Raw genomic sequence first — 24,983 nt, 5'->3', positions numbered from 1 at the left:
TTCACCAGCTCGCTAAGAACTTCTCCAATGCCATATCTCCTTTAGTCCATAGGAAGTATTTTGTGAATAATTCCTTCTTTAAGTGGTTTGCAGTTGAAGGTATTGCTTCACTTACACTTCCACCATACCATGTATCATCTTTAACTGCAATAGCAAAGTTTTCATATGGGTTATCTGCTACACATACAATTGTTGGATAATATTTGTCAATCTTTACGTTGAACCCTAATCTCCTAGCTAGATGTTGTGCAGCGATTCTTCCAGTTTGAACTGCTAAGTAACCTAGCTTTGGAACTGTTAAGGAGTTGGCATCACCAACTGCATATACATTATCGTATTTAATAGAGACCATGTTTAAATCTGTAGGTATGAAACCGCCATCATCGACTAGATCTGGAGTTGAATTCTTTAGTGCTGGATTTCCAGTATATGGCGGAATTAATATCGTTAAGTCAGAAGGAATTGTCTTTCCGTCCTCACTTACAATTTCATGCTCTCTAATCTCCTTAATCTTGAAATTGTGAACTAGTTCAATACCCATACTCTTGTAAATTTCAGCTACGGTCTTTCTTGATGCTGGTGATAGGTCTGATAAGTATTCACCTGGAGAGAATACAGTAATTTTAGTCTTATTCCATACTCCTTTCTTCTTAAAATACCCAGACAACATTAGACTCATTTCAAATACTGGTCCTTCACACGCTGCATCTGCGTTAGGGACAAAGTTCTTTGGAACATTTGGAGCTGGATTGTGTCCCTGATAAAAGAATCCAGATCCTATTGCTATATTACCACCTTGCCAGTTCATTAATCTCTCCCTCGTTTTTACAGCATATTCTGGCTCACATACACTATAACCATATTGATCCCAACCTTTAACCAATTCAGTAGCTAAATGTGCACCTATGGCAACAATAACATAGTCGTATTCTTCTTCTGTCTCTGAACCATCAGGTTTTCTATAGACTACTTTATTATTTTTAGCGTCTATCTTAAGTACAGTGCCTTCTTGAAATTGAATACCCTTTTCTGGTAATGCTTGTGCTAAATCAATTTTTAGTTGTTCAACGTCCATGTAGTTAACTGATACGTGAGGTAATGCTGGTCTAAAATAAGTAAATCTACTATTATTTATTACTTTAATGTCTGCAGCCTTTCCAACTAATCTTTTTAATGTATATGCTGCTGTTAAACCTCCAAACCTTGCACCTAAAACTAAAACTTTTGGCATAAATAATAGTGCGATTTCATTACTTTTAAATTTATGTAATAAAATTTTTTAAGTTATTCTCAAAGAAGATTATTTAACCAGTAAAAAGACATTATTTACTTAATTCTTCCATTTTTACCGGTAAGGCAGTTAATCTTTTACCTATTGCCCTTTCTATAGCTCTAATTAACGCTGGTGGTGCACCAATTGTAGCACCTTCACCTATTCCTTTTGCTGGTAATGGCGCGTTAGATTTACCAATTTCTGTGTAGAACCATTTCATGTTAAACGATTCAACGGCTGAGGGAATTAGATAATCTGCAAACGTCGATGTTAATAAATTACCGTTATTATCATAAACAATTTGCTCTAGCAAGGTTTCTCCAAATCCTTGAATTACTCCACCGTGTACTTGACCTTCAGCTAACATTGGATTAACAACGACACCAATATCATCTATAGCAACATAATCTAGAACTTTAACTACTCCTTCATCAGTAACTTCAACCATAGCTATATGTGAACCATAGGGGAAGGTATAATTATCAAACCCAAAAGATGCCGTAGCCTCTAATGTAGGTTCTGCTTTATACCTCCAAACTCCACCTAGATTGCTTGTAACTTTTATAGCTATTTCTTTCAGTGTCATTGATTTACCAGTCTTAGGATTAAATACTTTACCATCTTTATATTGCAGTTCTTCAACATCACTCTTCATGAATTGTGCAGCTAACTTCATTATATTTTCTTTTAATTTTCTACTTGCAAGAAGTGCAGCATTTCCAGCTAATGTTAGGCTTCTACTACCATAAGTTCCAAACGCATTGGATATCTTATCGGTGTCACCCCATGTGACTTCAACATCGTCAATACTAATTTCTAATTCATCAGCAACTATTTGAGCTATTCCAGTCGCTGTGCCTTGACCATGAGGTGCAGCACCTATCACAACCTCAACTTTCCCATTGGAAAGAAGTCTAACTGATGCACTTTCCCAAGGGCCGAAGTTATTTTGCTCAATATAAAATGAAAGACCAACACCAACTCTCTTTCCTTGTCTTCTTAATTCTTCCGCTCTTTGCTCCATTTCCCTATAGTAACTTTCAGCCTTAGTAAGTAAAGCATTATAATCGCCGCTATCGTATGTTAAACCCATGACGTTCTTGTAAGGTGTCGATTGAATTATATTCTTTCTCCTCAATTCAATTGGATCAATCTTTAGTTCATCAGCAACAATATCCATTATCCTCTCATAAACAAATGCTGCTTCAGGTCTTCCAGCACCTCTGTATTGGTCAAGAGGGGTTTTGTTTGTTAAAACACCAAATACATTAACTTTAGCATTCTTAATGTCATAAGGACCGGTAATTAGAGTTGCTGGAATATCAGCTAAGTATGTACCATGCCAAGCAGCACCAAGGTCAATGATTAAATCATCTAATATGGAATTTATTTTACCATCCTTAGAAGCACCAACCTTAACCTTGTGAATTTGACCTCTCGAATGATAAGTTGAAAATAAGTCATCTCTTCTAGTATTTACTAGCTTAACTGGTCTTTTATAAGTTAACGCGGCGAATACAGCTATATAATCTTCTGGATATGGGAATAGTTTTGAACCAAAAGCACCTCCAACATCTGCTTGAATCACTCTAATATCATTTACCTTATCTCCGAATGCTGAAAGCAAGAAAGATCTCATATAGTGTGGAGATTGTGTAGAGGCATATACTGTTAATCTATCTTGTTGATAATCTACTACTAACCCTCTAGGTTCCATCGGTGCGGCGTAAACCCTTGAAATTACTAATTTCTCCTCAATTTTTACGTCAGATTTTTCATAAGCTTCTTCGGCATTTCCACCAGAATAAGTCTTCTTATAAATTATATTATCGTAATCCTCTATAGCTTTTACCTTACTATTTATAGCTTCTTCTGGGTCTATAACGGCTGGCAATTCTTCATAATCATATGAAATATAATCGAGAGCATCAACCGCAACGTACCTATCTTTAGCCAGAACGGCAGCTATAGGTTGTCCCATATACAAGATTTCGTCTTTTGCCATTGGAAAGTTTCTTGGTCTATTCTCAACTGGAATTGTTAAACCGGTTATTACTCCATAAACACCGTTCAATTTTAATACGTCACTATACTCTATTTTCTTTAATTTTGCATGGGCAACACTACTTCTTAAAATTGCTATATAAAGATTTCCAGGAATTTCTATATCATCAATATATCTACCAGATCCAGTTATTAATTTAAGGTCTTCCTTCCTTTTAACGCGTTGACCCACGTACACATTTTATGAAAAATCATACATTACATAAAAATTTTGCCTTTTTACTTAGTCAAGTAAATGAAAAAGGATAAGATTCCGTAACACGTTTAAACAGATAAGTAAAATTTTTAAACTTATGGGAGAGATTAGCAAAAACGGAGATTTATGGAAAAATCACATCTATTCATAAGAGAGAGCTCGGGGCTAATTAAACAAGTAAACTTCCTCGACGTTATCATGTTAAACATAGGAAATATGTCAGCAGGTTTGGCGTTATTCACTTCAATCACTCCTTATGTTCAACCCGGTTCTAATTTACTTATAGCTACTTTAATAGGATTTTTATTCGCCTTACCACAAGCTTATATTTACACCTATTTTGTAACTAAAATTCCAAGAACTGGCGGAGATTATGTTTGGATTTCTAGAATACTTAATGGTGGTATAGGTACAGTAATGGCATTATCACTAATGATTGAGTCATTAGCCTATTTCGCTTTAACAGCATTTTTCGCTTCATCAGCAATTCAGACAGTATTTAGTGAGATTGGAACATTAAATTCAAATCACGGACTTGTAAATATGGGTAACATATTAACTCAACCAATCTACTCATTTATTTTAGGTTTTGTAATATTCGCTATAATTATAGCTATTAATATAGTAAGAGCAAAGTGGGGATATTCGCTAATATCTATCTTAGGAATTGTTTCACTCTCAACAACTATTATCGCAATGGGTATAATTTTAGCTAATACAAGTGATTTTGTGACAAGAAGCAGTGAGATTATTTCAGCGTTAGGTGGAAGTGTTGCGTCGTATTCTGGACCCTCTTTTAGTTGGGCTGCAACACTATTTATGTTACCATTCTTAGCTTTGTATACATTTCCGTGGATGCAAGCTGGTCCAGCTATTGCAGCAGAAATTAAGGGTAAAAATTCGCTAAAGTATAACGTATTTATAAGTCTTATTTTAACGTTCATAATAGTAATTGCTGGTTATGGTGTAATGTATTATGCTGGTGGTTATAATTTTGTAACTGCTCAGTATATTAATAATGGTTTTATCTTCACTTTTTGGACTGCCGCAATAGGTCTTGCAAGTAATGAGGTCTTACAATGGATAATTGGGATTGGTCTAATTGCTTGGGAAGTATTCATATTGGCATATGGTGCAATAGTTTTCTCAAGATACATATTTGCAATGGCTTTTGATAGAGTTCTTCCGTCAATACTAACGAACGTAACTAAAAACGGCAGCCCCATTTTCACCCACTTGCTTGATCTATTTGCTACTGGATTTTTCTTAGGGGTTATTGTATTTATAGGGTCACAAAATGCATTAGCTTTATATGGTGCTACCGTCCTAGGAGCTTTATATTTCTTAGTAGTTAGCATTGCCGGTATTGTTCACGGGATTAAAAATAATGTGATTAAGTTAATACCTATTGGGGTTATCACTGCAGGTTATTTCTCGTATCTGACTTATGTCTCAGCCACTAACCCAGATTTTGGTTTCGTAAATAGTAACGGTGCACCAAACCCAATAACTTTGGCTTTCGTGATAGGAACATTAGTCTTTTCTACTGCAGTGTTTATAGCGTCCTACGTTTATAATAAGAAGAGAGGAGTAGATCTTAACATGATTTATAAAGAAATTCCTCCAGAGTAATTTTTTAAGTCATTATATATACTACAGAGAAAAGTATTAGGGCTGAACCCATTACTTGAAAGGCTGTGGGAATTTGATGAAAAATAAATACGGCTAGTATTGAAGCAGTTACTGGCTCTAATAATCCTATTATCTCTATGTGTTGAGGTTTAACTTTTCCAGATGCGACTATAACTGATGTATGTCCTATTAATGTTGGTAGAAAGATTAAACCCAGTAACGAGAGAACTGATGTCAAATCAATTTTTCCAAAACCCTGAACTATAAATAGTGGAAATGTGAAAATTGATGAAGATAAGTATATTGCTGATGTAAGCGAGATTGAATCTTCCTCAACTCTGCTAAGAAGAGCCGTGTACAGTGCAATTAAAAATGCAGAGAAGATAGCTATTATATTACCTACCAGATATCCTAATACTAGAGGATAGTTTATCAATGCTACACCCATAAAACCTATTACACTTCCCACAATGTCCTTAATTGTATTTTTGAATTTTGTGAATCTAGATAATAAAATTACAAAGAAAGGTGACGTAGAGACTAGTACTGTAGCATCAATTATTGTTGTAGTATAGACGCTGATAATAAATGTTATCATATGTAATGCCAAGAGAAACCCAAATGGAGAATATTTTAAGATCTTTCTGAAATTTACTCTAGATACAAGAGAGAATATGAGACCAACAATAAAGAATCTAAAAAATGCTAATGCCCCAGGAGTCATGTTAGAAAGTTTAATAAAGATTGATGCAGTGCCAAAAGTAATTCCTCCTGCGATCAAAAGAACATAATATTTGTTCATTTAGGTATTTTAAGGAGTGTTCAAAATTTTAAGTATGGATATTGTAACACCTATTCTTACTCCATTCACTAAGGAAGGGAAAATAGACGTAGAGAAACTAAAAGCACACGCAAAATTCTTAATAGATAATGGAATTGACTTACTTTTCGTTAACGGAACTACTGGATTAGGACCGGCACTTTCGAAAGAAGAGAAGCTTACAACCTTAAAGACAATCTATGATGTTACAAATAAGGTAATATTTCAAGTTGGTAGCCTAAATATAAATGATGTAATTGATCTAGTTAAGGCTTCAAAAGATTTTGATATCGTTGGAATAGCCTCTTATCCACCTTTCTACTTTCCAAGATTACCAGAAAAGTTCTTACTAAAATACTTTACTACAATAGCTAACTATTCCCCTCACTCGCTATACATTTACAATTATCCTTTAGCGACTGGTTATGATATTTCTGCAAAGATAGTATATCAAATGAAGGACTTAATTACAGGTTTAAAGGATACTAATCAAGATCTTTCCCACTCATTGGAGTATAAGATTCTAATGCCTAACTTAAAAGTATATAATGGTTCTGATTCTTTAGTCTTTTATTCACTGACTTCATTAGATGGAAGTGTAACTGCAGCCTCAAACTACTTACCTCATGTAATGAAAAAGATGAAAGAGCATATCACTTCTGGACAAGTAAGTAAAGCAATAGAATTACAGAAATTAATAAACAAGGCCCTTGATATAAGTAGAAAGTATGGACAGCTATCAGCCATTTACTATCTAGTGAAGGAGTTTTTAGGCTATGATGTTGGCTATCCTAGAGGACCTATATTTCCTTTAGAAGAGGATGAAGTTAAAGCCTTGTTAAGTGAGATTCAACCCGTAAAGAAAGAAATAGAAAGAGCTGTTTCGTAAAAGAGAAAAACAATAAAGTCTTGTTTTTTATATCTTTATCTGATGGCTAAACTGATTACTTTAGGAGAGATTCTAATTGAATTTAATGCATTATCACCAGGTCCCCTAAGGCATGTAAGTTATTTTGAAAAACATGTTGCTGGCAGTGAGGCTAATTATTGTGTAGCATTTATTAAGCAAGGTAATGAGTGTGGAATTATTGCAAAGGTTGGTGATGATGAGTTTGGTTATAATGCTATTGAATGGTTAAGAGGTCAAGGTGTTGATGTCTCTCACATGAAAATCGATCCTTCTGCACCAACTGGAATATTTTTTATTCAACGACACTACCCAGTCCCTTTAAAGAGCGAGTCAATATATTACAGAAAGGGAAGTGCTGGAAGTAAACTATCACCAGAAGATGTTGATGAGGAGTATGTTAAGTCAGCTGATTTAGTTCACTCTTCTGGTATCACTCTAGCAATTTCTTCTACAGCTAAGGAAGCTGTATATAAAGCATTTGAAATTGCCTCAAATAGATCATTTGACACAAATATAAGGCTAAAATTATGGTCTGCTGAAGAGGCAAAAAGAGAAATTCTTAAGCTATTGTCCAAATTTCATCTAAAATTTCTCATTACTGACACTGATGATTCTAAGATTATTCTAGGTGAGAGTGATCCAGATAAGGCTGCAAAGGCGTTTTCGGATTATGCCGAAATTATAGTGATGAAACTTGGTCCTAAAGGAGCAATAGTGTACTATGATGGTAAGAAGTATTATTCCTCTGGTTATCAAGTCCCAGTAGAAGATGTTACTGGTGCCGGTGACGCGTTAGGGGGAACATTCCTCTCATTGTATTATAAAGGCTTTGAGATGGAGAAGGCTTTAGATTACGCTATTGTAGCTTCTACCTTAAACGTTATGATAAGAGGTGATCAAGAGAATCTTCCAACAACTAAGGACATAGAAACGTTTCTAAGAGAAATGAAAAAATAATAAAAATCAAAGAAGAGAATAGTATATTATGGTTACTCTAAAAGAATTAACTGGATTTAAAGATATATACACTATTGATTCTGACGGTATACCAGTTTTTAAGACGTATCTAGTTGGAGAATGGGTTGGTTCAAAAGAGATTGAGAACATAAAGTCACCAATTGATCTAACTGTCTATGCTAGAGTACCGAAGTTGAATTATGAAATGGTAGATAACACACTGTCAATTCTCTATAGTAAAGGCAGATGGGCAATAAGAGATCTTCCTGGCGAAAAGAGACTTAAAATATATCACACTCTTGCTGATCTAATAGAGAAATATAGGGAAGATTTTGTTGAGGTTCTAATGATAGGAAATGGTAAAACTAAGAGTGCAGCTCAAGGAGAAGTTAATGCTGCTATAGAGAGGCTCATAAGAGCCGATTTAGACGTTAGAAAACTTTATGGTGAATATGTTCCAGGAGATTGGAGTAGCGAAAGTTTGGAAGCTGAAGCAATAATTAGAAGAGAACCATTAGGTGTGGTTTTAGCAATAACTCCATTTAATTATCCTCTTTTTGATATTGTAAACAAACTTGTTTACTCTACGGTAGCTGGAAATGCGTTTATGTTAAAGCCAGCTTCCTCAACTCCCTTACCAGCAATTATGTTGGCTAAACTATTAGAAATTGCTGGTTTTCCAAAAGAGGCCTTAGCAATAATTGCTGTTCCGGGAAGTGAAATGGACAAGATAGTTGCTGATAAACGCATATCAGTAATCTCATTAACGGGAAGCAGTGAGACTGGAGAACATGTAATGAAAGTTGCTGGACTTAAACAATATGTCATGGAGTTAGGTGGAGGTGATCCAGCAATAGTTTTAGATGATTCGGATCCAAAGACTACAGCACAGAAAATTGTTACTGGTATTACAAGTTACTCTGGACAAAGATGTGATTCAATAAAATTCATATTTGCTGAGCCAAAAGTATATGAAGAATTAAAGAATTATATTGTAGAAGAGTTAAAGAAAGTGAAAGTTGGTGATCCAAGAGAAGCAGATACTGTAATGGGACCTATTATTGATACAAGAACTGTTGATGAATTTGAGTATGCTGTGAAAGACGCTGTAGAAAAAGGAGGGAATATACTTTACGGGGGAAAGAGACTTGGACCAACTTACATAGAACCGACTCTAATTGAGATTGATAAAGAGAAGATTAAGGATTTATATCTCTATAAAAAAGAAGTTTTCCTTTCAATTGCTGTAATAACTAAAGTTAACAACATAGATGAGGCTATTGAACTTAGTAATGGAAGAAGATATGGTTTAGATGCTGCAATATTTGGTAATGATATTACAAAGATAAGAAAGCTAATTAGAATGCTTGAAGTTGGTGCTGTATATGTTAATGAATACCCGAAACATGGAATTGGTTATTTCCCATTTGGTGGAAGAAAGGATTCAGGGATTGGAAGAGAGGGTATTGGGTATACAATTGAGAATGTAACAGCGTACAAGACTATTGTATACAATTACCGCGGTAAAGGTGTATGGGAGTACTTGTAAAGTTTTTAACCAAACAATTAGAATGTTAAATTGGGTTTTATTTTAAATCCATTTTTTGATTTAAATCTACATAATTTATCATGTTCAGTACATGAAAATTTATAAAGTATCTAGATGTATATAGATTGAAATGAGCGAAAGAGAAACTAAAGGGGCAAGAGATTTAGGTATTTCTTCAGATAGGCAACTTAGAAGAAGTTTAGGAAAATTTGAATTACTGTATTTATCATTAGGAGGAATTATAGGATCTGGATGGTTATTTGCATCTCTTGCAACTGCAACTTACGCTGGGGCTTCAGCTATACTAAGCTGGATTATCGCTGGTATTCTAGTAATGTTTATAGGTTTAGTTTATGCTGAAATTGGAGCTGCAATACCAAAGAGCGGAGGAATAACAAGATATCCGCACTATACTCATGGAGGATTAGTAGGATATTTAATTACATGGGCATACTTCTTGTCTGCTGCTTCTGTACCGGCTATTGAGGCAGCAGCAGCAATAGAGTATATAGGTTCTTATTATCCCCAGCTAATTACTACTGGAACTTTTGATGGAACAACAGTAACTATTTTAACACCATTAGGCATAGGATTAGCTGGACTATTACTAATTTTGTTCTTCTTCCTAAATTACTTCGGTGTAAACATTTTAGGTAAAGTAACTCATGGTGCTGGCTGGTGGAAATTACTTATACCAACAATAACTTTTCTAGCATTACTAGCGTTAGATTTACATTCTGCTAACTTTTCTCTAGGTGGAGGATTCTTACCCTCAGCTGAGTACGTAAAAGGAGGTTCTTCTGGAATCTATGGATTTAGTGCAGTTCTTTACGCTATTCCTAGTACTGGAGTAATTTTCTCTTATTTAGGGTTTAGGCAAGCTGTAGAGTACGGCGGAGAGGGTAAAAATCCAAAGAAGGATATACCATTCGCAGTAATAGGATCATTACTTATAGCTATCGTATTATATACATTACTTCAAGTTGCATTTGTTGGCGGTATTGATTGGAATAAATTATATCTTAATGAATCTGGAAAACTAGTTCCAGTAACACCTGGGAATTGGTCAGCACTATCAACGGCTGTTACAGCTTCTGGAGTCCCAATATCTGCAGGCCCATTCTTAGTTCTTTCTAGATTAGCATCAGTTTCTGGGTTAGCAGCAGCATTCTTTACTGCACTAGCAGTTTTATTAACTATTGACGCTGTAGTATCACCATCTGGGACTGGATGGATTTATACTGGGACTTCTACTAGAACACTATACGCCTTTGCTAGTAATGGCTATTTACCAGAAATCTTTCTAAAAATTGGAAAAACTAAAATCCCGACTTACTCTTTAATTGCAGCATTAATAATAGGTTTCATATTCTTATTGCCGTTCCCATCATGGTATGCCTTAGTAGGTTTCATATCTTCTGCAACAGTACTAACTTACATTATGGGTGGTATTGGACTCACGGTTTTAAGGAAACATGCTGCAGAACTAAATAGACCATTTAAATTACCAGCTGCACCAATAATTGGAGCTATAGCAACATTAGCTGCCGGTTTAATAGTTTACTGGTCAAGCTTCGCTGTACTATTTTACGTATTTACTGGAGTATTCCTAGGACTTCCATTATTCTTTATATTCTATGCAGATAAAATGTTAGGTATAAATAAGGTAGTCTCAATAATTGTAGGTGTCATTAATTTAGCAATAAACTTAGGAATGGGACTCCTATTATTCAATGAAACAAGCGGACTTTCTGCTGCTAATAATCTCTTCTTTACAATATACATAGTGGTAATTGCTGCTATGTTAATTGGTGATATGATCTTCTTATTAAAAACTGTACCTTCAGATGTAAAGAAAGAGATTAACGCTGGATGGTGGTTAATTTACTTTATCTTAGCGATTTATATAGTATCATATTTTGGAGGTTTTGGATTATACACTGTAATACCATTCCCATATGATACAATAGTTGCTGCTATTGTAGTACTTATTGGGTATTTCTGGGCTGTAAGAAGTGGTTTTAGAACTCAGGCAATTGAAGATATAATTCAAGCAACCAAAGAGGAGGCAGTGTAAAATATTTTAAGCCAATTATCTTTTTTTATTTATAATGTTGCCAACAATTATTGTAAGATTGTTTACCTTTCTATTGTATTTAAAGCCTTTAGTTAGCGATATAATTCTTATGATTTTCATATTTTTGTTGATATTTATCCTTGTAGCGCTGATTTTAGGGACTTTTATCTAAGCTTGTCATCATAGCTGAAGAATTATTTGCATAGTTTTAACAGCTATTGAGATAATAAATACTTTCATTCTGAACCGTAATTAGTAGTTTAATATTACTCCTTATCATAAAAAATCAAAGGCATTTATTTATGAGCTAGTAAATGCTTTTCATTTATTCCAATTCTATGCAGGCATTTAGGATATATTTAGTTACAAGGTTTCTTGTCGATATAACGTGAACGTAACAATTTCCCCTTAAGATATTAATTACATTTTAAGGGATTCATCTTTCTCTGGAACTTTATTTTATGTATTTTTGAGAGAGATATAGATATAGATAACACTTACTAATTTTAAAAAGACTTCTACTTTTCATTATATCATTCTTAAAATATTTTAATCCCTTTATAATTATTTAGAGTTAATGAAGTCGATAATTCTATTAGCAATAATATTATTCTCTTTATTACCGGTAAATTTAACAACTGGCATAGGTTTTATTCCCAGATATAATGCTTCATCACAATATGCAATGGGTGTTTCAAGCATCGGTTCCTCCTCACTTTCTATATCAACCAATGAGGTACTTGGATATGTAGAAGTTTTTAGTCTATCGTCCTCTTCTCCATTCTCGCTACAGTTTAACGCCGTTATTAAAGCTACAAATATTTACGGTGAAATACTAGACTTCTGGGTACAAAATATAATAGAGTTTAACAAGCAAGAGCTTAACTTCACCGACGAAATTTGGAACTTTACGTACTCATATGCGAGCATTAATCCTAACTTAATATCTGGGAAAGGTGAGGTTTACTCAACTGATATTAATGGCCACATAGTAAATTATTACTCATACTCAACGCCTTACCAGTCTTACTCATTACCATTGACCTACATACTTTTCATCTCAATTTCTTATTCTTCACCCTATATTTACGTTAGTATTGGATATGGAAATTTGAGTGATCCGACCTCAAATACATATGATACGATAACAATAAATGTGCCAAATCTTCAAAACGCTTGTATTTATGTTTCCCCCTCATATACGGGGGTTGGATTGCCATATAGTGTTGAACTAGTTTGGGGTGGGAGTGGAAATGGCCAATCAGTTGCTTTTACTAATATGGAATCTGACTTAGCAATATTTTACCAAGTGAAACCAGAGTTATACTCTCCGTTTCCTATTATTTACAATTACGGTTTTGATACCCAAGAATCGGCATCAGATTTGTCTGCATATTTAGCTTCTGATGGTTTAGTTGAGGTAAGTGTTGGTACACCTAACCCAACTTTATTGACTAATTATTCAGCACCATTATTACCAAGCTGGACTGAAGTGACAGTTTTAGCTAACTCTACTTATAATATTGACGGATATAATTTTACCTACAATAGTATTAAGGAATACGGTGATAATTTTGGGTTGCCATATTACATCTCATTTACTTCTCCTAATCCAATCACAGTAACTATCTATCCAGTAAAGACGAATAACGGTGTAATAGAACCTTATGAGATAAATGTAGTAGAACCTTACACTAATGAAGAGTATAATACGAGTACTACAACATTCACATTGTCTAATAACTATTTCCAGCTGATAGTGCACTATAAGTTTTTACATAAAAAGTTCTATGTCTACATAAATATACCGATGTGGGGTATAGTTAATGGTACATCGATGCTAGTTAAAAGCGGTTATTATTACTACGGTACAATTATTCAGTTACCATTAGTGAACTTCACATATATAAATTCCCTTGAAAGATACGCATTCTTTCCCAATTACACCGAAATAGTCGTTATCCAAAATATTTCGATACATGTAACTGAGGTACTTCAATATTATATAGGGATTACGTCGCAGTATCCCCTCTATGGTTATATCAATAACGTTAAGGTTCAAATTTACTCTAACTGGTTTAATGAGAGTTGTTTAATAAAAATACCATCTCAGATTTACTACGTAAATACTGAAACTAGGGAAATACTATTAAATCCTGTCACTATACTAGTCAACTCACCAGAGAATTACACTGCAAAATGGCAAACACAATATTACGTTAACGTAAATTCTACCTATCCGTTGAATGGAGTGATAAATAACGAAAATACAACTCTAAAATCGAATTGGTTTAACGCATCAGAAAAGATTATAATCCCAGCCCAAATTTACTATGTTTCTAATTCCCAAAGAGAGGTATTACTTAATCCTACTAATATAGTTGTGAGTTCACCGATAAATTACACTGCAAAATGGCAAACACAGTACTTTGTAACAGTAAGCTTCCCAGTAAATGCTACAATAGAGGGGGAAAGTGTCATATTTTCTACTGGCTGGTATAATGCTTCCGAGAAGATAGTTATATCTCAAAATCCACAATACGTTGGAAAATATGAGAGAGTCTATATATACAATAAGACTCCGATAGTAATAATAGTAAATTCGCCTTTAGTAGTAAAGATATATGCTAGTGTTCAGTTTTATGTAAATTTCTCTATGAGCGTTTTAGGTGAAGTAAACGGTAGTTTAGAACTTTTAAAATCCAACTGGTATAATATGTATACTATAATTAAGTTAAATTCTACTTATTACAAATACATTTCCTCTAGCGAGAGAATCCTCTATATTCCATCAATTACATCAATCAACGTGACAGCACCGTATAATGTGAGTTTTAAGAGTATTACTGAGTATTTCCTTTACTTTAATTCTACGTACCAATTAGAGGGTAAAATTAATGGGAGTGAAGTCTTATTAAGGAGTGGATGGTATAACTATTCTGAGACAATTATCATACCATTCCAGTATAAAATGATAAACAGCTATAGTAGAATTGCGTTACTTAACCCAGAAAATATAACTGTTAGCGGAAGTCTTACCTATGTAGCTGATTGGGGAATACAATATTACTTAGTCATTTTAAGTAATCATCCCGTCTACGCATTAGTTAATGGTACTAATACTACACTGATAACAGGATGGTATAATAAATTTGACGAGATAATAATAGAAAATATAAGTTACTACGTTAATAATACTGTACGTTATTCTATATACAATGCAACACTATTAAGTTTTAGAGTTACTTCTCCCCTCACTGTTTCAGTTAATTATGAACCAGAATACTTAGTAAATATTAACGGAAAAAGTTTCTGGGCATTTAATGGTAGTGGGATAACTCTTTATGTTGGGTCTCCATTCTACTATACTGTTAAATGGATAGGTACTTACAATGTTCCAAACAAATACACTATAATAGTTCATTCACCAATAACTGAGAGAGCGGTATATACTATAAACTTTATTAATATTGTATCTATAGGGTTTCTTCTTCTAGCTCTTATAAGTATTTTAACAAATATAAGAATATTCAAAAAAGAATAGTAGTTTTTAAGATATATAAAAAGCCTACTTGGCTTCCTTTACTTTCTCTTGCTTGTCGTGTTTTGTCCTTACTACTTCCCTATAAGATGATATTATGCTAGTAATTCCTATCAACCCTACTACAATAACTACTAGTAAGAAGCCTATATCGATAGCATCTAAGTTTGGAATTGGGTTTCCAGTAGAAATAGCCCAGTTATCTATTGCAGGCAATGCTATGATAAGTAGGCCAGCAATAACAAACACTAAACCACCATAATATAATGTTCTTCCTGCTGTTTTTCTTGCGATGTAGCTGATTTCTTCTTCAGTCATTCTCTTAAGCTTCATAATGTTAGCAAATATCGCTCCGAAAATTATTTGCATTATCATAGTCCCTATGCCAAAGAATAATCCAGGCAATGGAGCATACCAAATACTAGGTAATTGAGGAGCTAAAATAAAGGTTATTATGGATGCATAAGCACCGAATCCAAATCCAGCAATTAGTCCATGAACTATTGTCATCTTTAGTGGTACATCTCTTAGCATGTTTTCTTCTTCTTGATGAATATCTTTATGAAGTAGTTTATCAATGGGTAAATGTAAATATTTTCCTTTAAGTATATAAGATCCAGCAATAGCCATTACTAAACCTACGATAAAATATACTGGACCATCTAAATTATATTCTTTATATATCGCAGCTAAACCTATGAATCCTAAAGTTGTAAGAAATGCTCTCTGTATTGTGAATCCTAATGAAAATAAGAATCCAGCTTTCATTCCTCCTTTAGTACTATATTTACCTATGGCATAACTAAAGGTTATGGGCCATGTATGTTCATCTGGTGTAGCACCGTGTAGCATTCCCAATATTAATGATAATAGCAGTATTTCTGTTACTGGTAAACCTTCGGGTGGATTTAAGAGTGTGGTTATACTAATCATCATATTTTAGGGTAGCCCGAAAGAATAAAAAGTTTTCTTTCATCATTTTTATTGCTTTAACTTAATTTAATAAAAACTAAAAGTTCATTTCCTTTCAAATATGGAAAAATTTTATATTGTTTTTTCTCCACAGATTTTCTGTGCATGCTATCGAACTATATAACGTTTATAAAAGTTACAACAATAAACCTGTTTTACGAAACATCACATTTACTGTTCCTCAAAGCTCTATAACTGGATTTATTGGTCCCAACGGCTCTGGAAAAACTACTACGATAAAGATCTTATCTGGATTAATTAGAAAAGATAAAGGAGTTATTAGAGTTCTTGAAGAAGATCCGTGGGATAATCCTAAGTTAAAAAGAAAAGTATCGGTTATTTTTACAAAATTACCTTATCCTCCTAATGATACAGTAGAAGAGTACTTGAGTGACCTAAACTCTATATTTAAGGGAGATTTAAGTAAACTTATAAAGGAGTTTAATTTAAGCGAACATTTAAAGAAAAAGATTTCTCAACTTTCTTCTGGTCAAGCGCAAAAGATTCAATTAATTGCGGCTCTATTAAAAAATCCAGAGTTAATTATTGCTGATGAACCTACAGCTAATTTAGATCCACAAGCTAGATTAGAATTCTATGAGTTAGTAAGGTTTATGGTTAAGGAGTATAATGTAACTTTCTTTATTTCATCTCATATACTTTCTGAATTAGAGAAAGTAATTACACACATTGTATTTATCAATAATGGAGTAATAACAGCAACAGGAGAGATAAACGATATTGAAGCAAAAATTTCCTCTAACGAAATCTTGTTACTAGTAAGGGAGAAAGAGAAAGCTTTAAAAATTTTGGCAAAGTATAACCCGACTCTTGATGGAGCTTATATAAAAGTAAAAGGAAACTTGAGGGAAATAGTGGATTTATTAGATGATGGAAAAATAGAAATTTTAAGTATAAGAAAAGCGAGTCTTGATGATGTTTTTAGAAAGCTAAGTGGTGTTTAACATGTTTGAGATTTTTAAGATACTTTTTAAGGAGAGATACAAAGATCCCACTCTTCAACTTATGTTACCGGTGATCTTAGTAGGTTACGTATTTATTCCGGCTTTTCTAGAAAAGGGAGATTTTGAACCCTATTCACTGGTTGTTGCTTACATACCCCTTATCAATTTATCAGAAACTGTCACGTTTTCCCTAGCTTTAAGAAATATTATATTTGTGTTAGGGGATCATTTAACTAATGGCAGCATTGTATCCTTCTTAATGATGCCCATAAAAAGAATTCGATTCTTTTTATACAGTTATATATTAGATGTAGTCTTGCCTTATCTTTTTTGGTTAATTTCTAACATCTTTTATCTGCTAGATATTAACATGATAAATACTTTGACTATAACCCTTATGTGGTTATATACCGCTGGTTATTTCTTCTCGACGTCCGTAATCTTGTTTTATACCTTATTACTAAGGAGTAATGGGGCATCAACTTTAGCTTCACTGTTTACTTTAGGATCTATTTTTATTGTGGGTGGCTTTGGGAATTATACGTTAATTGAATCAAACTCTTCGTTCTTAGCTTTAACTTCATTTATGAATCCCTATCCGATAATTTTAGCCTACTCTTTTAATCCTTCATACACACTATTAAACTACTTAATGGATGGTGTGATAATTGATGGATTTTTATCTATTATCCTATTTTTCATATCACTTATAATATTTCATAGAATAGAGGTGTAGGATATGATTAGATGGGAATTATTACTAGCTTCAATATCTCTTACATTAATTAGCTTGTCAGTAGTAACTTTAAATAATCCAACCCATATTGCCATAAATTTTGGTAATAGTTATGAACTGCACATATCACCGCTTGTCACATCAGATAGCATTACGCTTACACAAAATAATAGTAATATAGTTTCAGAAATAGAGATTATATCTAGTTCTAACCACTTTATAGTGAATATCTCTAATATAGATCCATTCGTTATCTCACTACCTCCTGGAAGTTATACGTTTAAACTAATAAAGGAGATTAATGAGAGTAATAATAAACCAACAAATATTGTATACAACGTAACTTTAGTCCTGTCGATACAAAAAATGAGAATTGTCTTACACCAAAAAATACTCTATCTTTCAGGAATTATAGGATTAATCTTCTCTCTAGTGATTTACGTGATTAGGAAATTAATTCATTAAGCGGAATCGCGAATACCCAGTTATAGCTATTGTCTACAAACACTGTACTCCCGACAACTACTGCATTAACTATTCCAAATCTTCCACCTACATAATAACTTTTTACTAGTTGACCATTAGAGGCATTATAAACGTCTATATATGCACCTGCAGGCTCAATAATATAACCATTGACATATACCGGGTTAGCTCTACCACCACCAGCACCATTTGGCGGACCTTGAACATTAGGAATTTGAGCAACCCATAGTATCTTACCGTTAGTTTCATTTAGTGCAAATAACTCATTTGCAACTGGTGTTCCTACGTATACTACCCCATTATAAATCGTTGGAACTCCTCCTTTGAATGCGGGTGGTACGTAACCCCTTACTAACTGTTCTATCCACAATAAGTGACCATTAGTCGCGTTTAATGCAAATACTGCAAATCCTACTGTTTCATTTGTTTTATTAAAGTTAACAATAGTACTTTGTACAACAATTCCTTTTTCTTCATCTACGGCTGGAGATACATCACCCATACCAGTGTTAAATGGTGTAAATCCCTTAGGTAAAGCGAATTCCCAAACTATTTGACCATTTTGAACATTAACAGCAATCAATTCGCCATAGGGTGGTAAAGCTAAAGTAAAGCCCATTATTGCTATTGTTGTCCCGTTTGGAAATACATAATAATTAGTTGAACTCATAGAGTCAAATGCAGAAACCCCTACATAATCTCTCCATACTACTTGTCCAGTAGTTGCGTTTAAAGCTACAATGTGACCAGAGCCGTCACCATAGATTAGTAATCCATCAATATACGCTGGTGTTGGCATTACGTTGCCATCATCAAAATGTACCCATAATAACTGACCATTAGTTGCATTAAAAGCATAAACTGCACCATAACTATAACCTCTTACTACATTCTTATAATTTCCAGTAATTACAGCAAAAATGCTATGAGAGGCTGAGAAGCCAGCATCACCTACTGAAACATAAACTATTGGGCCCCTTGAAGTATTTACTACAATTGGATTACTCATAACAGAATTTGCTGTTGTTGCCTCCCATATGAGTTTTCCAGTATATGCATTTATTGCATAAAGTTCATTTGCATCTGATGGAACATAAATTATACCATCAAAGTACGTTACACCAACAGCATCTCCAACTAATTGTGTTAAAATAACTGGAGCGGTCCTATTTCCTAGTGCCTTATATGCTGGGAACGGTGCATTCAGTGGCAATGCATTCATTTGCTCAAAAGACCAATTTTCTGCTGGGAAGTTAATGTTTATTACTGATTCATGATCTTGCTGATAAGCATAAACTGTCCAATTTCCTTCATTTATAGGATCTTTTGGTAAGTTAGATGGATAATAAGTTACCATTGTCCACCATGGTAAATAGCAATTACCATAATTATAATAAACGTACTGATACCATTTCATAGTTGAGTTTTGATAAGTAGTTTCAGTTACTTCTTCGTTTACCGTTTGTCCCTATACCATCATTTCAATCATTTTATCTTCAATCATGATCTGGTGTAGGGACTTAGCCCTCAACCACCTACCAAGTTTCACGGTAGGTGGGTCATGGGACTCCTTTGAGCCCAACGGCATAGGGCTCACATCTCCAGCCCTCCTCATGAGGTTATATAGTGAGACAACGTCCCTATGCCACCTCTCTTTTCCGACCACACAGACACCGACCCTTGGGGCAGAGCCCCCATCGGGTCGATAAATGATTTTTGACCCATGGACTGGGCATGTGGATGAAGTGTATGCTGGATCAACCAAAATTATGGGAACACCAAACTCCTTAGCCTTCTCCATAATGGCATTCTTTGTGGAAGAAAATGCAGAACGGTAAATCCTTAGCCTAAGTTGAGAGTCCCTCACGTCCTTAATCATATGCTCTGGTGCCCTCTTAGGTAGGTCTTCTAAAACTATTGCACTTCTACTTTCCAAAGCCTCCATAACAACAAGCTTAGCTAATTTCCTCCTAATATCCACCTTCTTATCCCTCTCCCTCAATTTCCTTAACTTCCTCCTCGTATCCCTATCCTTAGTAGACTTACCAGCAGTTATCCACTTCCTTTTATACTCATAACCTAACGTAATTTTCTTGGTGTTAGTTTCTAAAAGGATTGGTTTCCCATCAACTAATACAGAGACCGAATTCTCATTGAGATCAACTGGGATAAATGCTTTAGGCTCGTAAGGCTTAGGCTCATCCTTCTTAAAGACAATGTAGAGTTCCACCACGTTACCCTTTAAGAGCTTAAACCTAGCCTCGCTTGCAACCCTCCAACCGTTATTGTAATACCTCCAGAATATCTTGGGGAAGATGGGAGATAGGGAAACCCTACCCCTCTTTGTGGAAATTGAAATCCTATCGAGGCTGAACTTCCACAAGTGGTCATCTAGGTGTACTGTAACCCTCCTTACCTCTGGTCTGTCACTATAAGCCCTACCCTTTCTCTTCATTTTCTCGAAACTGCTTAACCTCTCGCTAGCGTCCTCGCAAGCCGTGTAGATGTAGTGTGACGGTATGTCCTTGTGTTTCTCCCTCTCCGCTTTATATATGCCCGCCTTGATCTTAGTGAACGAGGTAGTGTTGTTCCTCAACCCGTACTCGATTGCGTTAGCTAATATCCCCCTGTACTCCTCTTCGACTTCCTTCAACTTTCTATAGGTCTCGTAATCTACTTTAACCCTCAACTTTACTGTCCTCTCCACTTAACTCACCTATTAGGTTTTTTACACCTTGTATAAACAGCGTCTTCTTGTGGCTCCTCATCCCGTAGATCTTCCCTGCGAACGATGTTATGATTGAGATCAGATCCTCCACGAGTTCTTGCGTTGCATCCTTTGGCTCTTCACCGAAAACTACCTCTATCCTAACTCCCATGGCTGAAAAGAACTCCTCTAAGTATTCGAACCCGAACCTAGTTAATCTGTCCTTGTACGTTATTAAAACGACGTCGACATTCCTGCTCTCGACCAGTTTGAGCAGTTTTAGTAGACCTTTCCTCTGCGTATTTAACCCACTAGCAATGTCCTTCAAGACTTCAACTACTTTGTAACCTTTCGCTGTTGCGTAGTTTGTTAAATAGTTTATTTGTCTTTCCAAGTCCTCCTTTTGATTAGCTGAAGATACCCTAGCGTAAATTACTGCCCTAATCTCCTCCCTCCTCTCCAAATACTTCTTAACCTCACTGTATGGTATCCTATACTTCCCACCCTCAGTCATTACTGCCCTAATCTTGCCCTCCCTAATCCACCTTAGGAGCGTTGAGTATGAAATTCCTAGTAGTTGGCAAGCCTCCTTAGGTCTTAACAGCCTCTCCACAAATTTAGTTGATAATAAACGAATATAAAAAGATTTCTATTAACATGAAGAAGGATTCAGCCCAGTTAAAGGCGATTTCATAGTGAGTGTTGTAGTTGTTTCATTAATCATACTAGAAGGAATTACAGTTTTATATTCTATTTTTGTCGTTGTTACAGGTTGATGGATGACATATCCTACTCCTATTCCTATAATTAACCCTACAATAAGTAATATTACACCTAAAATCTTTGCATCCATATTTGGTCGAAATCTTTTGAGAATTATACGATTTTTAAACTTTTAGTTAAACAGCATTATACACAAAATTTATAAATATGATATAAAAAGAGCAAAAGTTATAGATTTTACTAGAAAATTTTGTGTATTATATCTTATTTAACATAAATTTGGTAAATATAGTACATATCTAATTAAAATTATACATATAAAAAGATTTTATTAACTATAAAATTCTGGTATTTTTACTTTAGTTTATGAAAACTTAGAAAATTTTAACACAAAGATGGTAAATATTAAACTCTTTAACCTGGTTATGCCTATATTAGGGAGAAAAAGTATAACAAGCTTTACTATATATAATAAAATTGGGCATAAAGAGTTTTGACATATAATGAAGAGGTACTTTAGATTAATAACTAAGAGCTTATAAGATGCATATAATTTAGTCAAATATTTAACCGTGTTACATAACTAACACATATGCTTAAGGGTTCAATAATCACAGTGCTTTCATCAGATGAAAAAGACGCCTTAAGTTTAGCTGAGAAACTAGGAAAGAAGACTGAGAACCAGATATACTATAAGAAAATTGGTGATTTAGTTAGGTCTATCCTAGTTCCTTCTCCGCAAAAAATTCTTGATCAAGCTGAAGCTCTATCCCTATCAAGTTTCTTCTACCTTAGAATGCCAAAGATCACTGCAGTAGAAGGTGAGTTAGCATTAATGGCGGAAGCCTCTGGAATTAGAGGAATAGTTTTGCCAGATGACACTGAGACGTTTAACAAGGTATTTAAAGAACTTTCTATTTCCTCCATGGTTAGTGAATTTAAGGAGGAAGATGTTGAGGTAAAGGATAGAGGTTATGTTTATATTGATAGGACATTTAACGTTAAGGGAGTTGGTGTAGTAGTATTAGGTTTTGCTTTAACTCAAGTAAATGTTCATGATAAGTTAATTGCTCTTCCGATGAAAAAAGAAGTAGAAGTAAAAAGCATACAAGTACTTGATGAAGACCAAGAAGGTGTTTTGCCCGGTACAAGGATAGGATTTGCACTTAGAAATGTTAAATTAGAAGATATTGAAGGTGTAACTGCGTTAATAAAACCTGGGATTAAACTCGTTAATAGAGTAAAATATATGAAGTTTAAATGGTCTTCTGAGGCACAAAACGTTCATGTGGTAGCTGGAGGATTTAAAGTGATGGGTAGCATTTCCGGAGACGAAATTGTTTTAAACGGAGAAATTCCAGAGACAATAGAAAGGGGAATAATAATCAACGTTAATGCAAAACCAAAAACTCCTAGAGTATTTGGATACACAGAATTAAATCCCAGTACTTAAGTATAGGCTAACTACTAAAGCTATTGCCAATACTGTAAGTAAAGATGTGTAAATAATCATTGGAGTTAATCTAGGACTGAACTGTTTTCGTTCTAGCTCTTTTTCTTGCTGAATATATTCATAAAAACCGTAAAGCAAGGTTGCTATTCCCATAATTATCATTATTACACCGCCTAACAGAGTTGTTGAAGTTAAGGGTTGATGTGCCAAGATGTGAAGAAAAATTTGAAACTTTGCAATTACGAAACCAAAACCCATTAAGGCTATCGCTGTTCTGACCCATGCTAAAAATGTCCTCTTGTTTGCTAAATGATCACTCGCACTCATAAAAGTACATTTTTGTTCATAGATATAAGGTCATAGTGGCTATTAGAAAATAAAGAAATAGCAAGACTATGCTTTCTTTAACTCCTAATTTTTTATCCATAAGAATCATTATGGCTATTACATTAACAACTAACGTAGCTATGAGTTCATTTAATCCAGGCATTATCGATATATCAGAAAACAAGCCTATTATTCCTAGAAGTACTGTGCCATTTTGTATTTTACTGCCAACAAAATCAAATATGGCTAAAGATCCTCCAGCTTCATATGAGTGTGCTAATCTTATTGCTGAGAGTGTTTCTTCTATTTCACCAGCTAGTGGTGAAATAATAAGGGCTAACCAAACAGTTGGAACTCCTAGTTGTTTAGATAAAGATGCTAATTCTTCTACGAAAGGATCAGAAAATATGATGAGAATAAATGCCCCTATAACTAAATAAATAGCTGCTTTCAGAACCTCTTTCTCATTTATATCTCTATCCTCTTTTGCAAATTTCCTAACCCTATATATTGCATAATATAAGTAAATTCCTAGTAAAGGAATTGCAGTATATACATTAAGATGACCATAGAAGAGTATGATTGCTAAAGCTATTGTAGTCATTATAAGGAATCTTTCTTCAACAGAATAATCCTCATTAATACTCAGATTTTTTCTCCATCTTAAATAGAAATAAATACCTAGAAAACCTATGCCAAATGTGAAAAGTAAAACGTTTCCCCCAATAGCTGAACCCAAAGCTACATAAGGTTGATTTCTTAGACTAGCCACGATAACAAAGATTGTCTCTGGTAAGGCTGTCAATAAACCCATTATAATACCTCCAGCCATTCCTTGTCCCATAAATGGTTCTAGTTTTTCAGTTCCCCTAGAAATTAATTCAGCTGATAGGATCAGAAAGATAAAGATTATGATTAGCTGAAGCAACCTATAAAAAATTTGATTCTATACCCTATAAGCTTTTAGTTAAGATTATATACTTCTTTTTGAAAAATATTCTATGTGAATAATCCAATTTATTCTTATATTTGCCAACCCGTAGGAATTGGCACAAAAGTAATACAGTTACCTCTTTATAGACCGTTAAATACAAAAGAGTTAAGTAAAGATTTAGTCCTTTATTTAAGAGGACAAGGATATAGAGTTTATTCTACTTATAGTCCTAATATAATAGTATTACAAGTTCACGCAGTAGGTATTAGAAGCCATTATTATACAATTAAGATTTGTCAATCATCTAATTTTATCCTTATAGAAAGTGGTATAACAAATGGGAGAGTTGAGCTAGAAAGAGCTGGATTAAATACTGGGCTAGGAATAACTGATGAATTTTTACACAGTTCCTTATTCGCTTTATTTTCAGGTGCTTTAGCAGGAGTTGATGTGGCTAGCGTTTTAGGTAGTTATGAGGAAGAGAATAAAATCCTTAGTGGAGTACAACAAATCATACTGTATTATGAAAATCAAGGTTTCCAATACTCATGCCCTCATTGTGGAATGCGAGTTGAAAGGACCTGGAAATATTGCCCCCATTGTGGAAGAGCTTTAAATTTTAAATAATTTTCTATTATAGAGAAGTTTTATTATATGAAAG

At 34.3% G+C, this 24,983-nt stretch carries 21 protein-coding genes; 11 read left to right on the top strand and 10 right to left on the bottom strand.

The window, feature by feature from the left end; translation table 11 throughout:
* Window position 1 precedes the first annotated feature (1 nt).
* Window positions 2-1,231, bottom strand: a complete 1,230-nt coding sequence (locus STK_RS13655) for an NAD(P)/FAD-dependent oxidoreductase (RefSeq protein WP_010980568.1) — start codon at window positions 1,229-1,231, stop codon at window positions 2-4.
* A 91-nt stretch (window positions 1,232-1,322) separates the two neighbouring features.
* Window positions 1,323-3,515 (bottom strand): glyceraldehyde dehydrogenase subunit alpha, encoded by a 2,193-nt coding sequence (cutA, locus tag STK_RS13650; protein ID WP_010980567.1) that lies wholly within the window; start codon window positions 3,513-3,515, stop codon window positions 1,323-1,325.
* Window positions 3,516-3,659: 144 nt separating this feature from the next.
* Between cutA and STK_RS13645 the strand changes: the two genes are divergently transcribed.
* On the top strand, window positions 3,660-5,165 hold the full coding sequence (locus STK_RS13645; RefSeq protein ID WP_010980566.1) for an APC family permease: 1,506 nt from the start codon (window positions 3,660-3,662) through the stop codon (window positions 5,163-5,165).
* 4 nt (window positions 5,166-5,169) lie between these two features.
* On the opposite strand, the gene STK_RS13640 is transcribed toward STK_RS13645, so the two are convergent.
* Window positions 5,170-5,967 (bottom strand): DMT family transporter, encoded by a 798-nt coding sequence (locus STK_RS13640; RefSeq protein ID WP_010980565.1) that lies wholly within the window; start codon window positions 5,965-5,967, stop codon window positions 5,170-5,172.
* Window positions 5,968-6,001: 34 nt separating this feature from the next.
* Between STK_RS13640 and STK_RS13635 the strand changes: the two genes are divergently transcribed.
* From STK_RS13635 to STK_RS13615, 5 genes are all read left to right on the top strand, one after another.
* Window positions 6,002-6,874, top strand: a complete 873-nt coding sequence (locus STK_RS13635; RefSeq protein ID WP_052846807.1) for a bifunctional 2-dehydro-3-deoxy-phosphogluconate/2-dehydro-3-deoxy-6-phosphogalactonate aldolase — start codon at window positions 6,002-6,004, stop codon at window positions 6,872-6,874.
* 42 nt (window positions 6,875-6,916) lie between these two features.
* The gene (gene kdgK, locus STK_RS13630) at window positions 6,917-7,852 is read left to right on the top strand and encodes a bifunctional 2-dehydro-3-deoxygluconokinase/2-dehydro-3-deoxygalactonokinase (RefSeq protein ID WP_010980563.1); all 936 of its coding nucleotides are present in this window, start codon (window positions 6,917-6,919) and stop codon (window positions 7,850-7,852) included.
* 28 nt (window positions 7,853-7,880) lie between these two features.
* On the top strand, window positions 7,881-9,401 hold the full coding sequence (gapN, locus tag STK_RS13625) for an NADP-dependent glyceraldehyde-3-phosphate dehydrogenase (protein WP_010980562.1): 1,521 nt from the start codon (window positions 7,881-7,883) through the stop codon (window positions 9,399-9,401).
* Window positions 9,402-9,531: 130 nt separating this feature from the next.
* Entirely contained in the window at window positions 9,532-11,478 is a 1,947-nt protein-coding gene (locus STK_RS13620; RefSeq protein ID WP_010980561.1) for an APC family permease, read from the top strand.
* 577 nt (window positions 11,479-12,055) lie between these two features.
* Window positions 12,056-15,022, top strand: a complete 2,967-nt coding sequence (locus STK_RS13615; RefSeq protein ID WP_010980560.1) for a thermopsin family protease — start codon at window positions 12,056-12,058, stop codon at window positions 15,020-15,022.
* A 24-nt stretch (window positions 15,023-15,046) separates the two neighbouring features.
* Here STK_RS13615 and STK_RS13610 read toward each other — a convergent pair whose 3' ends face one another.
* Entirely contained in the window at window positions 15,047-15,952 is a 906-nt protein-coding gene (locus tag STK_RS13610; protein WP_052847040.1) for a hypothetical protein, read from the bottom strand.
* Window positions 15,953-16,092: 140 nt separating this feature from the next.
* Between STK_RS13610 and STK_RS13605 the strand changes: the two genes are divergently transcribed.
* From STK_RS13605 to STK_RS13595, 3 genes are read left to right on the top strand one after another with little or no spacing between them, the layout of a single operon-like run.
* Window positions 16,093-16,956 carry an ABC transporter ATP-binding protein gene (locus STK_RS13605; RefSeq protein ID WP_010980558.1) on the top strand — a complete coding sequence of 288 codons (864 nt, stop codon included), beginning with the start codon at window positions 16,093-16,095 and terminating at the stop codon, window positions 16,954-16,956.
* 1 nt (window position 16,957) lies between these two features.
* Complete coding sequence (locus STK_RS13600) at window positions 16,958-17,692, top strand: hypothetical protein (protein WP_052846806.1); 735 nt, start codon at window positions 16,958-16,960, stop codon at window positions 17,690-17,692.
* A 3-nt stretch (window positions 17,693-17,695) separates the two neighbouring features.
* Entirely contained in the window at window positions 17,696-18,157 is a 462-nt protein-coding gene (locus tag STK_RS13595; RefSeq protein WP_010980556.1) for a hypothetical protein, read from the top strand.
* On the opposite strand, the gene STK_RS13590 is transcribed toward STK_RS13595, so the two are convergent.
* From STK_RS13590 to STK_RS13575, 4 genes are read right to left on the bottom strand one after another with little or no spacing between them, the layout of a single operon-like run.
* On the bottom strand, window positions 18,138-19,595 hold the full coding sequence (locus STK_RS13590; protein ID WP_010980555.1) for a PQQ-binding-like beta-propeller repeat protein: 1,458 nt from the start codon (window positions 19,593-19,595) through the stop codon (window positions 18,138-18,140). The two genes, STK_RS13595 and STK_RS13590, sit on opposite strands and share 20 nt — an antisense overlap.
* Before the next feature lie 51 nt (window positions 19,596-19,646).
* Window positions 19,647-20,885 carry an RNA-guided endonuclease InsQ/TnpB family protein gene (locus STK_RS13585; protein WP_010980554.1) on the bottom strand — a complete coding sequence of 413 codons (1,239 nt, stop codon included), beginning with the start codon at window positions 20,883-20,885 and terminating at the stop codon, window positions 19,647-19,649.
* Complete coding sequence (locus tag STK_RS13580; RefSeq protein WP_010980553.1) at window positions 20,857-21,498, bottom strand: IS607-like element ISSto13 family transposase; 642 nt, start codon at window positions 21,496-21,498, stop codon at window positions 20,857-20,859. The genes STK_RS13585 and STK_RS13580 overlap by 29 nt, the downstream gene beginning before the upstream one ends.
* 39 nt (window positions 21,499-21,537) lie before the next feature.
* Complete coding sequence (locus STK_RS13575) at window positions 21,538-21,738, bottom strand: hypothetical protein (protein WP_052846805.1); 201 nt, start codon at window positions 21,736-21,738, stop codon at window positions 21,538-21,540.
* Window positions 21,739-22,200: 462 nt separating this feature from the next.
* Here STK_RS13575 and STK_RS13570 point away from each other — a divergent pair, with 462 nt between their 5' ends.
* Window positions 22,201-23,061, top strand: coding sequence for a translation elongation factor (locus STK_RS13570; protein WP_010980552.1), 861 nt, complete (start codon window positions 22,201-22,203; stop codon window positions 23,059-23,061).
* Here STK_RS13570 and STK_RS13565 read toward each other — a convergent pair.
* Together STK_RS13565 and STK_RS13560 are read right to left on the bottom strand one after the other, a co-directional pair.
* Window positions 23,044-23,388 carry a YidH family protein gene (locus STK_RS13565; protein ID WP_010980551.1) on the bottom strand — a complete coding sequence of 115 codons (345 nt, stop codon included), beginning with the start codon at window positions 23,386-23,388 and terminating at the stop codon, window positions 23,044-23,046. The two genes, STK_RS13570 and STK_RS13565, sit on opposite strands and share 18 nt — an antisense overlap.
* Window positions 23,389-23,404: 16 nt before the next feature.
* Complete coding sequence (locus tag STK_RS13560) at window positions 23,405-24,316, bottom strand: sodium:calcium antiporter (protein WP_232616492.1); 912 nt, start codon at window positions 24,314-24,316, stop codon at window positions 23,405-23,407.
* A 75-nt stretch (window positions 24,317-24,391) separates the two neighbouring features.
* On the opposite strand from STK_RS13560, the gene STK_RS13555 reads away from it, so the two are divergent.
* Window positions 24,392-24,949, top strand: a complete 558-nt coding sequence (locus STK_RS13555) for a zinc ribbon domain-containing protein (protein WP_010980549.1) — start codon at window positions 24,392-24,394, stop codon at window positions 24,947-24,949.
* Window positions 24,950-24,983: the final 34 nt, after the last annotated feature.

This window comes from Sulfurisphaera tokodaii str. 7, from assembly GCF_000011205.1.
Taxonomy (GTDB): Archaea; Thermoproteota; Thermoprotei_A; order Sulfolobales; family Sulfolobaceae; genus Sulfurisphaera; species Sulfurisphaera tokodaii.
Note: the sequence above shows the minus strand (reverse complement) of the source record. Positions and strands in the feature narration are given on the sequence as shown.

What these genes read in the sequence shown, in the direction of transcription:
- STK_RS13595 (WP_010980556.1), top strand. Translation starts at nt 17,696, where the DNA reads ATGATTAGATGGGAATTATTACTAGCTTCAATATCTCTTACATTAATT.
- STK_RS13610 (WP_052847040.1), bottom strand. Translation starts at nt 15,952, where the DNA reads ATGATTAGTATAACCACACTCTTAAATCCACCCGAAGGTTTACCAGTA.
- STK_RS13615 (WP_010980560.1), top strand. Translation starts at nt 12,056, where the DNA reads ATGAAGTCGATAATTCTATTAGCAATAATATTATTCTCTTTATTACCG.
- STK_RS13620 (WP_010980561.1), top strand. Translation starts at nt 9,532, where the DNA reads ATGAGCGAAAGAGAAACTAAAGGGGCAAGAGATTTAGGTATTTCTTCA.
- STK_RS13655 (WP_010980568.1), bottom strand. Translation starts at nt 1,231, where the DNA reads ATGCCAAAAGTTTTAGTTTTAGGTGCAAGGTTTGGAGGTTTAACAGCA.
- STK_RS13635 (WP_052846807.1), top strand. Translation starts at nt 6,002, where the DNA reads ATGGATATTGTAACACCTATTCTTACTCCATTCACTAAGGAAGGGAAA.
- STK_RS13570 (WP_010980552.1), top strand. Translation starts at nt 22,201, where the DNA reads ATGCTTAAGGGTTCAATAATCACAGTGCTTTCATCAGATGAAAAAGAC.
- kdgK (WP_010980563.1), top strand. Translation starts at nt 6,917, where the DNA reads ATGGCTAAACTGATTACTTTAGGAGAGATTCTAATTGAATTTAATGCA.
- STK_RS13645 (WP_010980566.1), top strand. Translation starts at nt 3,660, where the DNA reads ATGGAAAAATCACATCTATTCATAAGAGAGAGCTCGGGGCTAATTAAA.
- STK_RS13590 (WP_010980555.1), bottom strand. Translation starts at nt 19,595, where the DNA reads ATGAAATGGTATCAGTACGTTTATTATAATTATGGTAATTGCTATTTA.
- STK_RS13575 (WP_052846805.1), bottom strand. Translation starts at nt 21,738, where the DNA reads ATGGATGCAAAGATTTTAGGTGTAATATTACTTATTGTAGGGTTAATT.
- STK_RS13600 (WP_052846806.1), top strand. Translation starts at nt 16,958, where the DNA reads ATGTTTGAGATTTTTAAGATACTTTTTAAGGAGAGATACAAAGATCCC.
- gapN (WP_010980562.1), top strand. Translation starts at nt 7,881, where the DNA reads ATGGTTACTCTAAAAGAATTAACTGGATTTAAAGATATATACACTATT.
- STK_RS13565 (WP_010980551.1), bottom strand. Translation starts at nt 23,388, where the DNA reads ATGAGTGCGAGTGATCATTTAGCAAACAAGAGGACATTTTTAGCATGG.
- STK_RS13640 (WP_010980565.1), bottom strand. Translation starts at nt 5,967, where the DNA reads ATGAACAAATATTATGTTCTTTTGATCGCAGGAGGAATTACTTTTGGC.